The sequence below is a fragment of the Bradyrhizobium embrapense genome (genome assembly GCF_001189235.2).
Lineage (GTDB): Bacteria > Pseudomonadota > Alphaproteobacteria > Rhizobiales > Xanthobacteraceae > Bradyrhizobium > Bradyrhizobium embrapense.
Genome location: NZ_LFIP02000001.1, coordinates 1,184,114 through 1,199,091 on the forward strand (window position 1 = coordinate 1,184,114; position 14,978 = coordinate 1,199,091).

General features: G+C 64.3%; 13 protein-coding genes. 3 read left to right on the forward strand and 10 right to left on the reverse strand.

Translation table 11 applies throughout. The features are described 5' to 3' along the window. Positions 1-40 precede the first annotated feature (40 nt). From AKN83_RS05810 to AKN83_RS05830, 5 genes are all read right to left on the reverse strand, one after another. Complete coding sequence (locus AKN83_RS05810) at positions 41-253, reverse strand: hypothetical protein (RefSeq protein WP_050405082.1); 213 nt, start codon at positions 251-253, stop codon at positions 41-43. Positions 254-672: 419 nt separating this feature from the next. Next, on the reverse strand, positions 673-3,204 hold the full coding sequence (locus AKN83_RS05815) for an autotransporter outer membrane beta-barrel domain-containing protein (RefSeq protein WP_244521900.1): 2,532 nt from the start codon (positions 3,202-3,204) through the stop codon (positions 673-675). Positions 3,205-3,742: 538 nt separating this feature from the next. Then, positions 3,743-4,792: a hydroxyacid dehydrogenase gene (locus AKN83_RS05820; RefSeq protein ID WP_050405083.1), complete on the reverse strand. Its 1,050-nt coding sequence runs from the start codon at positions 4,790-4,792 to the stop codon at positions 3,743-3,745. A gap of 15 nt (positions 4,793-4,807) precedes the next feature. Beyond that, positions 4,808-5,704: an amidohydrolase family protein gene (locus AKN83_RS05825; protein ID WP_050405084.1), complete on the reverse strand. Its 897-nt coding sequence runs from the start codon at positions 5,702-5,704 to the stop codon at positions 4,808-4,810. A gap of 4 nt (positions 5,705-5,708) precedes the next feature. Beyond that, entirely contained in the window at positions 5,709-6,674 is a 966-nt protein-coding gene (locus tag AKN83_RS05830; protein WP_050405085.1) for a Bug family tripartite tricarboxylate transporter substrate binding protein, read from the reverse strand. A gap of 181 nt (positions 6,675-6,855) precedes the next feature. Between AKN83_RS05830 and AKN83_RS05835 the strand changes: the two genes are divergently transcribed. The 3 genes from AKN83_RS05835 to AKN83_RS05845 all read left to right on the forward strand — a co-directional run bounded on the left by AKN83_RS05835 (position 6,856) and on the right by AKN83_RS05845 (position 9,369). Next, positions 6,856-7,407, forward strand: a complete 552-nt coding sequence (locus tag AKN83_RS05835; protein ID WP_050405122.1) for a thiamine pyrophosphate-binding protein — start codon at positions 6,856-6,858, stop codon at positions 7,405-7,407. A gap of 8 nt (positions 7,408-7,415) precedes the next feature. After that, positions 7,416-8,018: a thiamine pyrophosphate-dependent enzyme gene (locus tag AKN83_RS05840; RefSeq protein ID WP_050405086.1), complete on the forward strand. Its 603-nt coding sequence runs from the start codon at positions 7,416-7,418 to the stop codon at positions 8,016-8,018. A 142-nt stretch (positions 8,019-8,160) separates the two neighbouring features. Then, complete coding sequence (locus AKN83_RS05845) at positions 8,161-9,369, forward strand: tetratricopeptide repeat protein (protein ID WP_083991940.1); 1,209 nt, start codon at positions 8,161-8,163, stop codon at positions 9,367-9,369. A 104-nt stretch (positions 9,370-9,473) separates the two neighbouring features. Here AKN83_RS05845 and AKN83_RS05850 read toward each other — a convergent pair whose 3' ends face one another. From AKN83_RS05850 to AKN83_RS05870, 5 genes are all read right to left on the reverse strand, one after another. After that, positions 9,474-10,535 (reverse strand): ketopantoate reductase family protein, encoded by a 1,062-nt coding sequence (locus AKN83_RS05850; protein ID WP_050405088.1) that lies wholly within the window; start codon positions 10,533-10,535, stop codon positions 9,474-9,476. 183 nt (positions 10,536-10,718) lie between these two features. Next, on the reverse strand, positions 10,719-11,108 hold the full coding sequence (locus AKN83_RS05855; protein WP_050405089.1) for a DUF1236 domain-containing protein: 390 nt from the start codon (positions 11,106-11,108) through the stop codon (positions 10,719-10,721). Between the two features lie 209 nt (positions 11,109-11,317). After that, positions 11,318-12,097: an NYN domain-containing protein gene (locus AKN83_RS05860; RefSeq protein ID WP_050405090.1), complete on the reverse strand. Its 780-nt coding sequence runs from the start codon at positions 12,095-12,097 to the stop codon at positions 11,318-11,320. Between the two features lie 149 nt (positions 12,098-12,246). Continuing rightward, a complete protein-coding gene (locus tag AKN83_RS05865) occupies positions 12,247-12,654 on the reverse strand; it encodes a hypothetical protein (protein ID WP_050405091.1) in 408 nt (135 codons plus the stop codon). A gap of 186 nt (positions 12,655-12,840) precedes the next feature. Next, positions 12,841-14,970: an acetate--CoA ligase family protein gene (locus AKN83_RS05870; RefSeq protein ID WP_050405092.1), complete on the reverse strand. Its 2,130-nt coding sequence runs from the start codon at positions 14,968-14,970 to the stop codon at positions 12,841-12,843. Positions 14,971-14,978 lie beyond the last annotated feature (8 nt).

Below are 14,978 nucleotides of genomic sequence, written 5' to 3' on the forward strand. Positions count from 1 at the left end.
GGCCCACGAGCAGAGGTCGGACCCGCACGGCCTGTCTGGTTCAAGCATGCAAATCGGCCGCTTCGATCCGGATGCGGTCGGCATGCAACGACCAGTCGCACAACGATTGTTCCTGGCAGAATTTGACCTTGGCCATCTCGGTCGCCTGCCCCTCGCTCAAGGCGTCGATCTCAAGCGCGCCCTGGCAGACCTCGCGCTGGCGGCCATTGCCGCCAAGCACGTCCTTCATGAACTGAACGACGAAGCGTGACATGGAACCCTCCCTGCTGCACCGGCAGAGCCCGGGGGTACCACGCTAGCACTAACGCGAAATGGGAGTGAGTTAATTCGGAAGGGCGCGTGCGAATGTTCGCAGCGGGGAAACTACGCGCCGGCCTGAGGCAGGCTGGCGGCCGCGATCGCGACGATCTGCGCGAGGCGACGGCCGATCTTGGCGGGCGCGTTGCGGAGCAATAACTGGACCTGTCGCATGACACATCTTCCTTCCGTGCCCGGAATGGTCGGGCACATCGGGAAGATGGCGATATCGGGCTAAGCCGTCGATATCTCAGGGAAAATAACAACGGACGCGTTGCCGGACGAACGCTTGGCAGAGGATTTATTGCCGCAATCGGGCTGACGGCGAAAGAGATATTCTCCGACATTTCTTAGACGCCGCCACGCCATGGGCGTTCACCACTGATACCGGACCACGCCTTTCCCGCCGTAGCTCGAGGTGGCATCGGAGAACTCGCCCTCGAACGTTGCCGCCGCCGACCAGCCGTTCAGCCATTTCATCTCGACCGACGCCGTGGTCAGTGCGGAGTCGGCGGCTTGCGCCGCGCCGTTGACGACAAAACTCGCGCCGGGCAGCGCCTGGAAGGTCGCGCCGATCGAGCGGTCGGGATCGAAATCATGCGCCCAGGCGAACCGGGTGCGCAGCGTCAGCACGCCGTCGGCCATCGCAAACGACTTGTCAGTGCGGAAGCCGAGCTCGCTGCGCTCGTCGGTGATGCTCTTGGCACCATAGGCGAGCGCGAAGGCCGCCGAGCCAACCAGCGCCCGCTCGGCATAGGCGGGCAGATCGAAGGTCGTGAACTGGCCTGCGGCATAGGGCGTGATGCCGACGCCGCCGGCCCATGGCGTGACGAAACGATAGCCGCCCTCAAGCCGGCCGGAATAGGCGTTGGCGTTGAACTCGGCACGGAGCTGGTCGAAGCCCGCGGCCGTCACGGTGCGATTGGTGGTGATGTCCTGCCAGCCATAGGCCAGGCCCGCCGAGATATAGGCCGGCCCCTCATTGTGGCGGACATAAGCGCCGGCCTGGAACAGGTCGGATCGGCCGGAGCCCATGCCGTTGACGTTGAAGTTGGTACCGCCACCAGCGAGCGCGAAACCGGCAATCGTGTACGGCGAGAACAGATAGTCGGCTCCGACGGCGGTCCCAAAGACGCTGCTTGTGGTGTTGTTCGATCCCACCGCAGAATTGCCGTCGGTGGTTTGAGAGCCGCCGAATCCGGCCGCCCACACGCTCCAGCGCGGCACGAACGGCGCCGGCGGCGCCTTGGTGAACATCGCATACGCGTCGTGTGCGCCGCTCGCGTAGCCTGGCGCTTCGTCGGCATAGCCGGCAGGTCCCGGGGTGGGCGTGGCCGATCCGGTTCGGTTCATGAAGGGATCGGTGAGGACCCCCATGAACCGGGTCATGGCGTCGAACGTGGTTTGTTGCGAGCCCGTGCCGAGCTCACCCGAACCTTGGGACAGTTGAGCCTGTGACAACGCGGCATACACCAACGGAATGCCACCAGTCGCATTGAAGTAATTGCTCAGCGCATTGCCGACCGCCTGCTGATTGGCATTGAGACCGCCGGGAATCGCGAAGTTCAGCACCAGGTTGAGATAGGCGTGGGTGGCGTCGTAGCTCAACGTATCGGTGACGTTTGCCGGCAGGTTGCTGTTGGCGAGTGTGCCAAAGGTGCCGGATACGCCGTTCGTCGCCGACAGGATCGTATATTGCTTCGAGATGTAGCTGCCATTGGCGAACGTCGCGTTGACCGTGGCCCCGCCGAGCGTCACGGCTCCGAGCACATTGGTCGATGCGGCAGCCGACGGCGTCACCTGCACGCCGTAGATCGCGCCGGATTGGAAGGCGAGATTGCCGGCGACTGTCAGCGAGCCCGTCGGGTTGGCGGCACTGCCGGGCGCCAATGTGCCGCCGATGGTGAGGGCGGTCCCGGAATTGATGTTCAGCACGATGCCGATCAGGTCGCCGACGTCTATCAGCGTAAACCTACCGTTACCCCCCAAAACGATGGCTGTGTTACCACCCAGAGCATTGACGGTCGCGGGACCGACGATGCCAGTACCACTCAAGGTGCCGCCGGCATTGACCGTCACGCTCGACGAACTGGCGATAGAGCCGTCAACCTCAAGCGTGCCGCCGTTGATAGTGGTTGCGCCGGTGTAAGAGTTGGTGCCTGACAGCGCCAAAGTGCCGCCGCCGACCTTGGTCAGCCCGCCGGCGCCGCTGATGACGCCGGAAAATGTCGTCGAGAGATTGTTGCCACCAACCGCGAGGGTCTTCGCGCCGAGATGGACATTGCCGTCGCCCTCGATCGAACCGGCCGTGGCGCCGAACAAGGCGCCCGAAATGTCGAGCACGCCGATCCCGTTCAGGATGAAGCGCGCGGTGCCGCCGCTGGCGCGGTTCTCGATGGTCGTTATGCCACCGTTATTGGTGATGGTGGCGTTGCCGGCCGTGCTCGAATCAAGGAAGTCCAAGAAGAGATTGTTGTTGATGACAGCATTGCCCGCCGTACTGCTGTCGCGGAATGTGAGGCTGAAGCGGTTGTTGATAGTGGCGCTGCCGGCCGTGCTCGCGTTCAGGAATTGTACCGCGCCAAATTGGTTACCAAATTGACTGATGTTGATCGTGGCGCTGCCGCTGTTGATGACAATGCCGGCGCCATTGAAATTGAGTGTCTGGCTCACGCCGAAACTATAGGCGGAAGCCCCGGCGTAGAAGGTCCAGCCACCGACGCTGGTGATGTTGGACGAGAACGACAGGCTGGTGACGTTCGAGACACCGAACGTGGCGGTGCCGGTCGGTACGCTTCCTCCAGTCCAGTTGATGCCGGTATTGAAATCGCGCGACCCGGGAAAGGGTCCCGCAAACGGGAATGTACTCCAACTCGCGTCCTGAGCAGCGGCCGGCAAGACCGTCACGACCAGCGCTAAAAGCGCAAACAGGCCAATCCAGTACGAAACGAGCGTTCGCCGCCCGCATAATCCTGTACCGAGGTGCCGATTCGGCCCAACAGCGATATTCCCCGACTTCACTTTCAGCCACCCCAAGCGTCCCCGCGAGACAAATTGCCGCAGTTGAGACCAAGGAGCAACGAAGGGAAGCGTTGCCTTGTGAGCTTTTCTACTACCCGTTGCGAGAAAGGCACAGCTTGAGGTTTAGTGGAGTTGCAACAGAATTGTGACCGCGCTCGATCGCATTCCGCCGCAACCAGCTACTCATAGCCCCACTCACGCCATTTGCGTGAGGGACGCACCGGCGGAAGTGTTCCCCTTGCGGCATCTCTCCCCATCAGGCCGGGCACTTGCACGATTTCTGTATATTGGAAATGTACCCCTGAGTTGCCCGACGCGTCAAGTTGCCTGGTCTAACGCCTGCAGCCGCCGGCTACTGTGCATGGGGTTGTTTTCGATATTTTGGCCCTGCCGGCCGCGGCCCGCGCAAGGGGGCAGCCTCCCCTTACCCCGGCATGAACCCGAACGCCTGCTCGAACCTTTTCGCATAGACCGGCCAGACCTCGGGATTGATGATGCGCGGCGGGCGCTTGCCGTCGAGCGCATGGAGGATCTGCTCGGCGGCGATCCGGCCCATGTTGATGCGCGCCTCGCGGGTGACGCCGGCGGTGTGCGGGCTCGCCAGCACATTGTCGAACTGCAGCAGCGGATGATCCGGCGGCGGCGGCTCCTTGGCCCAGACGTCGAGGCCTGCGCCGGCGATGCGCTGCTCTCGCAAGGCCTCTTCCAATGCCTTCTCGTCATGGATGAAGCCGCGTGCGGTGGTGACGAAATAGGCGTGCGGCTGCATCAGCGCGAATTCGCGTGCACCGATCATGCCGCGGCTCTTGCTGTCCAGCGGACAGGAGATCGAGACGAAGTCCGCGCGGCGCAGGAGGTCGTCGAGCTCGACCTTCTCTCCGCCCCGCTTCGTCATCTCCTCAGCGGTAAGATACGGATCGTAGGCGATCGCCTTCATGTGCAAGAGGCCCCTGCACAGCTCGGCGATGCGGCGGCCGACATTGCCGAGACCGACGATGCCGACGGTCTTCTCGTTCAGCTCGTTGCCTATCAGGTCGTTGCGGTTGACGTTGGCCTCGCGCCGCAGCCGGCGGTCGGACTGGATGATGCGCTTCGACAGCGTCAGCATCATGCCGAGCGCGTGCTCGGCGACCGAGTTGGCGTTGCCGCCGGACTGATTGACGACCAGCACGCCGGCTTTCGTGCAGGCATCGACATCGACGGGATCGAAGCCGGCGCCGTTCGACGACACGATCAACAGGTTCGGCGCGCGCTTCAGCAACTCGGCATGGGCATGGAAGTGCGGCGCCAGCTCGTCGCGGGCCGCGCCGATCTGATAGGCGTGCGCGTCGGCGAGAACCGGCGCGAACGTTGCCTCCGGCGTCTCGTTCTCCAGACGGTCGAGCCGGACATCCGGCCGCTTCTTCAGGATATCGACGTAGATCTCGTGGGCGAGGTATTTGACGTAGAACACGCGCTTGTTGTTGACGGTCATGTCGTGCAGCAGCTTTCAGTTTGGGAAGCCATAGAGTCGTGCGGGATTGTCGACGAGGATGCGGTGCCGGGTCGCGGCATCCAGCGTCCATTGCTGGAACAGCGTCAAAAGATGGCCGGCGTCGGGCATCTCGCCCTCGACGCGCGGATGCGGCCAGTCGCCGCCCCACACCAGCCGTTCAGGATTGGCTGATACCAGCGCCTCGTGGAACGGCCGCGCATCCGGATAATCCGGCGCTTGCCGGCTCAGGCGGTGCGCCCCCGAGAGCTTGGCCCAGCACCAGCCCTCGCCGACTGCCCGCAGCAGGCTCTGAAAGCCCGCGGTATGGATGCCGGCGGCCGCATCGGTGCGGCCCATGTGATCGACCACGACCGGCAGGCCCAGTGCCTTCAGCGTCGGGATCGTGTCGGGCAGATCCTTGACGTCGATCCAGAGCTGCAGATGCCAGCCGAGCTCCGCCATCACGTCCGCATGCATCTCGGCAACACCGAGCGGAATACCGCCGCGATAGTGCAATTGCCCGCCGCGGAAGAAATGGTTGAAGCGCAAGCCGCGGACGCCGAGCACATGCCATTGCCGCAACGTGCCCGCCGCAACATCGGCATCGGCTACTCCGACGCCGCGCAGCCGCGCCGGCTCGCGCTGCAAGGCGTCCAGCATCGCCGAATTGTCATGGCCATGCGCGCTGCCCTGCACTAGCACGCCGCGGGTAAAACCGAGTGCATCGAGCATGCCGAGATAGCTCGCGAGCGGTGCGTCGGGCGGCGTGTAGCTGCGATCGGCGGCATAGGGGAAGCGGTCGGCCGGGCCAAACACATGCGCATGGGTATCGCACGCCTTCGGCGGCAGCTTCTCTCGCGGCGGCGTCACCGGACGCGGCGGCAGGCAGGCGGGGATTTCGGACGCAGCCATCGGCTTACTCCGCCTTCATGCCGGCGGCCTTGATGATCGGCCCCCATTTGTCGTAGTCGGCCTTGATCTTGGCCGCGAATTGGTCCGGCGTCGAGCCGATCGCGATCGCACCGAGCTTGCCGAGACGCTCCTTCACCGCTTCGGTGTTCACCGCCGCGACGAAATCATGCGAGATTTTCGCGACGAGATCGGCGGGCATGTTGCCGGGTCCGAGCAGGCCCCACCACACCTCGGTGTCGTAACCCGGCACAGTCTCCGACATGCTGGGCACATCGGGCAGGAACGGCGCGCGCGAGCCCGTCGTCACCGCCAGCGCGCGCACCGTGCCGGCCTGCAACTGTCCGACCGATTCCGGCCCGTTGTTGAACGACATCGGAATCTGGCCACCGAGCAGATCGTTGATCGCGGGCGCGCCGCCCTTGTAGGGGATCGCCCTGAGTTCGATCTTGGCGAGACTGTTCAGCAGTTCGCCGGCCAGATGGGTCGAGGTGCCGTTGCCGGCATGGGCGAACGACAGGCTGCCCGGTTTGGCCTTCGCAGCAGTGATGACGTCGCCGACCGACTTGAACGGGGAGTCCGCGCGGACCAGCAGCACGTTGGGCGACGATGCCAACAGCGAGATCGGCGAAAAATCCTTGAACGTATCGTAGGGCAATTTTGGATAGAGGAACGGATTGGTGGCATGGCCGCTCGCCACCATGATCAGATTGTAGTCGTCAGGCGCGGAGCCCGCGATCGCCTGCGAGGCGATCACGCCGCCGGCGCCGGGCCGGTTCTCCACCACGATCGACTGCGTCCAGCTCTTCGACACGGCTTCGGCGAGCGTCCGCGTCAGCACGTCGACTCCGCCGCCGGGCGGATAGGGAACAAGAATATGAACGGCCTTTGCCGGGTACGGCTGCGCGGACGCGGCGCCGGCCATCATCATAGCCGCTGCCGCAATGGCGGTCCGCCAGACCCATCCGGCCATCGACGCCTCCCGTCCCGTTCCGTCCCTTGATCGTTACCGCCTGTATCGCACGCCGATCCGGCGCTGCGATGGCCGAATTGCGCAGATCGCGATGCCGCCGCGGCATGTTGACAATCGCCGGCACCACGTCAAGTTTTGGATCGCAAGCGATCATCAGCGTCGCGCGACAAGGGAGAGCAGGATGGCGGCCGCGGAACAAGCCTCGTCCCAGAAGACGGCGACCACCTGGCACGGCATCGTGCTGCAGACGCTGAAGCGGAACGAGATCAAGCTGGTGCCTTATGTGCCCGACCGGGTGCTGACCACCCTGATCAAGGACCTGCACGCCGATCCCTATTTCACGACGTTTCCGACCGCGCGCGAGGAAGAGGCCGTCGGCATCGTCTCCGGTGCCTGGATGGCCGGCACCCGCGGCGCGGTGCTGATGCAGACCTCGGGCTTTGCCACGCTCGCCAATGTGCTGGCCTCGCTCGCGGTGCCCTACCAGATCCCGCTGATCATGTTCGTCTCCGAGCGCGGCACGCTCGGCGAGTTCAATTACGGCCAGGCGCTGGTCTGCCGCACCATGCGCCCGGTGCTGGATTCGCTGGCGATGGAACATCACACCATCACCCGGCTCGACGAGCTCGAATTCATCGCCGACCGCTCGATCAAACAGGCCGTCACCACCCAGGCGCCGGTGGCGCTGATCCTCTCGCCGCTGCTGACCGGCGGCAAGACCTTCGACAAGTGAGATCAGCCATGACCAGCACACGCGCACGCAATACCAAGGTGATGAACCGGTTCGATCTCACCCAGCGCCTTGTCGCCGGGCTGAAGGACGAGGCCGTGATCGGCGGCATCGGCAACACCAACTTCGATCTTTGGGCCGCCGGCCATCGTCCAGAGAATTTCTACATGCTGGGCAGCATGGGACTGGCGTTTCCGATCGCGCTCGGCGTCGCGCTGGCGCAGCCCAAGCGCCGCGTGTTCGCGCTCGAAGGCGACGGCTCGCTGCTGATGCAGCTCGGCTGTCTCTCGACCATCGCGACCCTGGCGCCGAAGAATCTCACCATGGTGGTGATGGACAACGGCATCTACCAGATCACGGGCGCGCAGCCGACGCCGGCCGCAGGCCATACCGACCTCGTCGCGGTCGCGCTCGCCAGCGGGATCGCGAACAGCTCATGGGCTGCCGACGAGGACGATTTCGAGCGGCTGATCGCGCAGTCGAAACAGGCCCCCGGCCCGTCCCTGATCGGCGTTCGCATCGACGACAAGCCCGGCACCGGCACCACCCGCCGCGACCCCGTGCAGATCCGCGAACGGTTCATGCATGGGATGGGGGTTCGGCAGCTGCTGTAGCTAAAGCAAAGCCCCGGCGGCCCATCCGCTAACCCGCAATGTCAGGCATGCAGCAGAACGCCGCACCCATGTCGCCGGTTGCTCACTTGCGTGACGACAACGTGTGCTAGCGTCGAGTCGGCACGGTAAGCGAAGCGGCGGAATGCGGTTGTCTCACAATTTCAGGATCCTTGCAGTCTCGGCCGAGACGCGGTTTCGACACTCACAGTATCGCCGTTTGCAGAGCCGGTCGATCTTCTGGCAACTGACTTTCGTTACGCTGACGCTGATCTGCTGGGGAGAAGCCGCCACGCTGGCGGCGACCGAGCAACGACCGTCAGCGCCGATCGGCTCGGCCTGCCGACACAACGTTCCGTCGACCGAGATCGATCCAACATCTAGAACGCCCAACAGCGCGGCTCTGCCGCTCGCGATGGCTGCAGGCTCGGCGAGGGCCTTAGGCGCGCGTGAACATGCCATTGAGCTTTGGAGCCGCGCTGTGGAGCTCGACCCCGACAACCTTGCTCTCCGGATTAACCGCGCCTCGGCCTATGCGAGTGATCACAAGCTGGACAACGCCCTCAAGGATTATGATCGCGCGACAGCATTGGCTCCCGGCTCCTCGATTGTCTTCCTTGTCCGCGCTGAGATCCTGATGCGAATGACCGACTATGATCGCGCCATCGCGGATACCAGCAAGTCCATCAAGCTCACTCCCAGTAACGCCCGCGCATACCTGGTCCGTGGCCTGGCACATATGAGCAAACGCGATTACCGCAGCGCCATCTCGGATTTGGATCAATCGGTCAAGCTGGATCCCGGATGCTCAACCGGATACATGATCAGAGCGCGAACCTTCGATCTCAGCGGCGATCGTAGCCACGCCGACGCTGACTATGACAAGGCGCTTCAACTCGAATTCAGTCCCACCGATGCGATGGCCTTCTCGGGTCGAGCCGACGCCTATGCCGGCAAACGAGACTACAAGCGCGCCGAGGACGATCTCGGTCTTGCTTTGACGCTTGAGCCGCGCAACGTAGAAATGTTGCGCAAGCGCTGCGAATTCCGGGCCCTTCGGGGCGCGTTCGAGCTGGCCGACTGCGACGAAGCATCGCGAATTCGGCCTCAGGACCCCAACATTCTGGAGTCTCGCGGCCTTGTTTATCTTAAGAAAGGAGCGCCGGATCAGGCCATCGAAGCCTATGACGCGGCTGTGCGGCTCGATGCAAGGCAGCCGACCTCGCTCTACGGTCGCGCGATGGCCAAACGGGAAAAGGGAGATGTTGCAGGCAGCGAGGCCGACATCGCAGCCGCGCTGGCCATCAAGCCGAGCGTGGCAGACTACATGGCGACCATTTACGGCATCAAATAATCGAGCGTGCTGTCAACGACGTGCGCCGACCCAATCTGCTGCACCGGACGACGAGCCGTGGTCGAAATGCTGACATGGCCGACCGGTCGCAGCACATGCGTCGCTCAATTCAACCGCAACTCCGTGATGTGCCGCGGATCAGGCTTGAGTTCGCCGCGCTCGACGCGCTTGACGATGTCGGTCAGCGCGGCGTTGGCATTGCAAGCGATGCCGAGCTTCTCGCCCTCGCGCACCACAAGGCCGTTGAGGAATTCGATCTCGGTGCGGCGGCCCTTCTGGATGTCCTGGCCCATCGAGGGGCGCTGTGCCGAAGAGGTGCGCTTGCTATCCTTGAAGCGTTGCTCGTCGCAGGCGCGCATTGCGGCCTCGTCCCCCTCGCCCGCGCGTGCGATGGTCTCGGGCGGCAGGTGCAGGATCTCTTCCAGCTGATAGCCGTGCGCCTGGCCGACCCGGATCGCCTCGCTGCCAAGCCGCGTCGAGAAGCGGCGCAACGGCTCGCTTTGCAGCACCTCGCCGCCTGGGAGGCCCGTGCAGGCCGACAGCCCGTTGCCCATCACGTTGGCGACGAGCTTGGACCAGCGTTCGCCCCAGAGGTTCGAGGTCACCTTGGCGCTGTCGGAGAAGCCGACCAGGCGGCAAACTTCCTCGGCCCGCGCGGTGATGCGGCCATGCACCTCGCCGGCGCGGAACACGGTGTGGGCTGCGCCGCCCTTGCCGGCGCCGCGGTGGATGTGGCCGGGCTCGGGCAGGTTGACGGTGATGCTGCTGGCGATGCAGCCGAGCGTCTTGCCCCAGCCGACAATGCCGGCGATCGTCTCCTCGTTCATGCAGTTCTGCAGCGAGACGACGTAACCGTCCGGCGCCAGATATTGCCGGATCAGCATCGTCGCCCAAGCGGTGTCGTAGGACTTCATGCAGACAAAGGCGATGTCGACCGGCTCTTCCTTCGCCAGTTGCTGCGCGTCGGTGACGTGGAGCGCACGCACCGGCACCGAGAACTCGGCAACATCCATCGCGTGCGTCACGCGGAGGCCGTGCTTGCGCATGTGCTCGACATGCTCGGGCCAGGGATCGATGAAGGTGACGTCCTCACCCGCCTGCACCATATGCGCACCGGCATAGCCGCCGACCGCACCCGCGCCGACGATCGCGATCTTCCGACCCATGCTTCCGTCCCCTGCCCTCGACCGAGGCGGGCGCTGGCTGCGTCCGCCCATTGCCCAGCAGTCTAGGGGATCGGGCCGCCAGGCCAACCGGCCACCTCATGAAAAAAGCGTGCCCTTGCCATGCGAAAATCCCCGCAGGCGGCGAGCCCGCGAGGATCTTCGCACTCTGAAATATCGACGCGATCAGTCGATGATCTTGACGACGCGGCGGGTGCGCGGCTCCACGATCACGCGGCGATCATTGACGACCGCGTAGCGATATTCGCTGTAGCGCGGCACCGGGCGCAGCACGACGGTGTCGGGCAACGGCTCGCCGACCACGACGCGCTCACGCACCACCACCGAGGGTTCGTCGCGCGGGATCGACGTGATCACCGCATTGGGAATCTCGAGGCCGGCGCCGACCGCAGCACCAACCGTGCCGCCGACGATCTCGCCGACCGGGCCCGCGATCTCGCCACCGGTCCGCGCACCGTTCGCGGCGCCCGCTGCAGTCGTGGACTGTGCGAAGGCCGAACCGGACGCGAGCAGCGACGCAGCGGCGACAAGGGAAACGGCAAAACGCTTGTTCATAATGTTATCCTCCTCCGAGTGATGAGACGCCCCTTCAACATCGCAGGGAACGAGACGTTCCAGTTCCGGCACGGCAACTTGGGCGTAAATTCCAGTTCCGCCGCAACTTGCTTTTGTTCCAATGCAAATGAAATGCCGCTCCGGATCAGGTCCGAAGCGGCATTCATCGTTGGTTCAGATTCAAGGGTGGTTCAGCCGCTGCGCGCGGTTCATTCCGGCGGTTTTTGATCAGCGCGTCGCCTTGGCGTTCGCCGTCTCGGCGGCGGTGCGGCCACCTGCTTGATGCGGATTCGCGTCGTCCCGCCCTTGGACTCGATCTCGAACGCATTGGTCCTGCGCACCAGCTCGCTCAGGGTGCGGAAGCCGTACGTCCGCTGATCGAAATCGGACGCAAGATTGGCCAGCTGCCGCCCGACTTCGCCAAGCGTCACCCAGCCGTCCTCGCTGGCCATTTGGCCGATCACCTTCTTGAGGATCGGCGTCGCGGCATCGGGGGGCTGCAACGGCTGGGCACGCACGGCTGCGTCCTGATTGCTGGTCGCGCCGCCGCGCAAATTCTCGGTGTAGACGAACCTGCGGCAGGCCTGCCGAAAACTCTCCGGCGTCTTCTGCTCGCCGAATCCGAACACGTCGATGCCGTGCTCGCGGATGCGGGCGGCAAGCCGGGTAAAATCGCTGTCCGACGAGACCAGGCAGAAGCCGTCGAACCGGCCGCTGTGCAGCAGGTCCATGGCGTCGATCACCAGGGTGATGTCGGATGCGTTCTTGCCAGTCGTATAGGCGAATTGCTGCTGCGGGATGATGGCGTGCTTGGACAGGATGTCGGCCCAGCCCTTGGACCTCGGATTGGAGAAGTCGCCATAGATGCGGCGTACGCTGGCCTCGCCGATCTTGGCGATCTCCTCGAACAGCCCGTCGGCGATCCTTGCTGATGCATTGTCGGCGTCGATCAGGACCGCCAGACGGGGCGAACGGAGTTCGGAAGGCATGGTGTCTCTCTGCCGGGATACGATGGATCACGATTCCGCTGACGGCTCCGGAACCGGCGCGGCCGTCGCATCGGAGCACATCGCGCGTCCCAGGCATAGGGTCGCTGGCATCGCCGGGAGTTTCGCGGCGAATGCACCCTTGGATGTGATCAGATCACCTCGCCCAAATCGATCGCCCGCTTGGCGAACTCGATGGCCTTCTCGGCGGTGATCGCATCCGCTGTCGTCGTCGCCTCGTCGCGCACCGACGGCGGAGAAGCGATCCGGATCTTCTTGCCGTTCGACCGGCGGATCGTCGCACGCCAGCGATCGACATCACGCCGGTAGGCATCGATGACAAAATCCCGGTAGGTGACGCCGCTCATCAGCGGCTGAAGGGACGCCGCTTCAAAGCCGGCCGGCCGGCTTGCGACATCGCGCACCATCTCGACAATCATCTCGACGGCATGCTCGCGCGCAGCACCGGTCGCGTCCCTCAGCAAATAGCTCACCGCCGCGCCGATCTGCGCCCTCGCGCGATCGTCGCTCGCAAAATCCGAATCGACCTGAACTGACATGATGGGGAAAACGCCTCCTCCGGACCCAACACCGGATACCCCCAGGCGTCCGGCACGTTGCAACCACGAGACCTTTAGTCGGCCCCCCATTAAGGCCGAATTATCGGACAGGCCCCGATTTCTCGGATGCCGTTAACCGGGCCTTGATGCCGCTTCGAAGATGTCCGAAGCGGCATCGAACGTCGATCAGAGCAATCCCGCGCCGCGCGCCCACTTGTACTTGGCGCCCAGCACCTCGACCGGCAGCTCGGTCGAATAGGCATAGGCCGGAATGCCGTTCTGGTAGAGATATTCGGCGGCCTCCTCGACCTCGACGTCGCCGGCGAGCGAGGCGACGATCGGCTTCACGAAGCCCTTGGCCTCCATCTCCTTCTTCACCTCGACCATGTTGCGCGCGAACACCATCGGCGGCGTCACGATGGTGTGCCAGTAGCCGAGGATCAGCGCGTGGATGCGCTCATCGGACAGACCGAGCTTCACGGTGTTGACATAGGTGATCGGCGGCTCGCCGCCGGTGATATCCACAGGATTTCCGGCTGCGCCGAACGGCGGGATGAACTTGCGGAACGCCGCATCGAGGTCCGGCGGCATCTGCATCAACGACAGGCCGTTGTCGACCACGGAGTCCGAGAGCAGCACGCCGGAACCGCCGGCGCCGGTGATGATCAGGACGTTCTCGCCCTTCGGCGTCGGCAGCACCGGCACGCCGCGGGCGAACTCCAGCAGCTGCCGGAGCGAACGCGCGCGGATCACGCCGGACTGCTTGAACACGTCCTCGTAGATCTTGTCGTTGCCGGCGAGCGCGCCGGTGTGCGACGACGCCGCCTTGGCGCCCGCCGACGTACGACCTGCCTTGAGCACGACCACCGGCTTCTTCTTGGAGACGCGCTTGGCGGCCTCCGCGAAGGCACGGCCGTCCTTCAGATCTTCGCAGTGCTGCGCGATCAAATTGGTGTTGGGGTCCTGCTCGAAGAAGGCGAGCAGATCGTCCTCGTCGATGTCGGACTTGTTGCCGAGGCCAACGATCGCCGACACGCCCATCTTGGCCGAGCGCGAAAAGCCGATGATCGCCATGCCGATGCCGCCCGACTGCGACGACAGGGCGGCGTGGCCCTTGACGTCATAGGCGGTGCAGAACGTGGCGCAGAGATTGGCCGGTGTATAGTAGAAGCCGTAGATGTTCGGCCCCATCAGGCGGATGTTGTACTTCTTGCCGACCTCGACGATCTCGGCCTGCAATTCGGGCGCCCCGGCTTCGGCGAAGCCGGAGGGAATCAGCACCGCACCGGGGATTTTCTTCTCGCCGCACTCGACGAGCGCGCCGGCGACGAACTTCGCCGGGATCGCGAACACCGCGGTGTCGATCACGCCGGGCACGTCCTTGACGCTCTTGTAGGCCTTGTAGCCGAGAATCTCCGCGGCCTTGGGGTGGATCGGATAGATCTCGCCCTTGTAGCCGCCGTTGATGAGGTTCTTCATCACGGAGTTGCCGATCTTGCCGTCCTCGGCCGAGGCGCCGATCACCGCAACGCCCTTCGGCTGCATGATGCGGTTCATCGCCGCGACGATCTCTTCGGTCGGACGCGGCGCCGGGCGCGGCTTGTAGTCGAAGTCGACGACGATGCGGACGTCGGCGGCGATCGCGTTCTTGCTGGTGGCGAATACCGGATTGAGGTCGAGCTCGACGATCTCGGGGAAATCGCTGACCAGCTGCGACACCTTGACGATGACGTCGGCGAGCGCCTCGCGATTGACCGGCTCGCCGCCGCGCACGCCCTTCAGCATCTCATGCGCCTGGATGCCGTCGAGCATCGACAGCGCATCGTCCTTGGTCGCGGGCGCGAGACGGAAGGTGATGTCCTTGAGGATTTCGACCAGCACACCGCCGAGGCCGAAGGCGACCAGCTTGCCGAACGAGCCGTCGGTGATCGACCCGACGATCACCTCGGTGCCGCCGCCCAGCATCTGCTGGACCTGGATGCCCTCGATCTTGGCATCGGCCTTGTACTTCCTGGCGTTGGCCAGAATGGTTTCGTAGCTCTTCTCGGCGTCCGCGGCGCTCTTGACGCCGACCACCACGCCGCCGGCCTCGGTCTTATGGAGGATGTCGGGCGAGACGATCTTCATCACGACCGGGAAGCCCATGTCGGAGGCGATCCGCGCGGCCTCGGCGGCCGACTTGGCAACGCCCTCCTTCGGCACCGGGATGCCGTAGGCGTCGCAGACCACCTTGCCTTCGGGCGCGGTGAGGCTCGTGCGCTTGTCGGCCCTGACCGCATCGAGAATTTTGCGGACCGCATCCTTCGAATTTGACATTGGCTTCC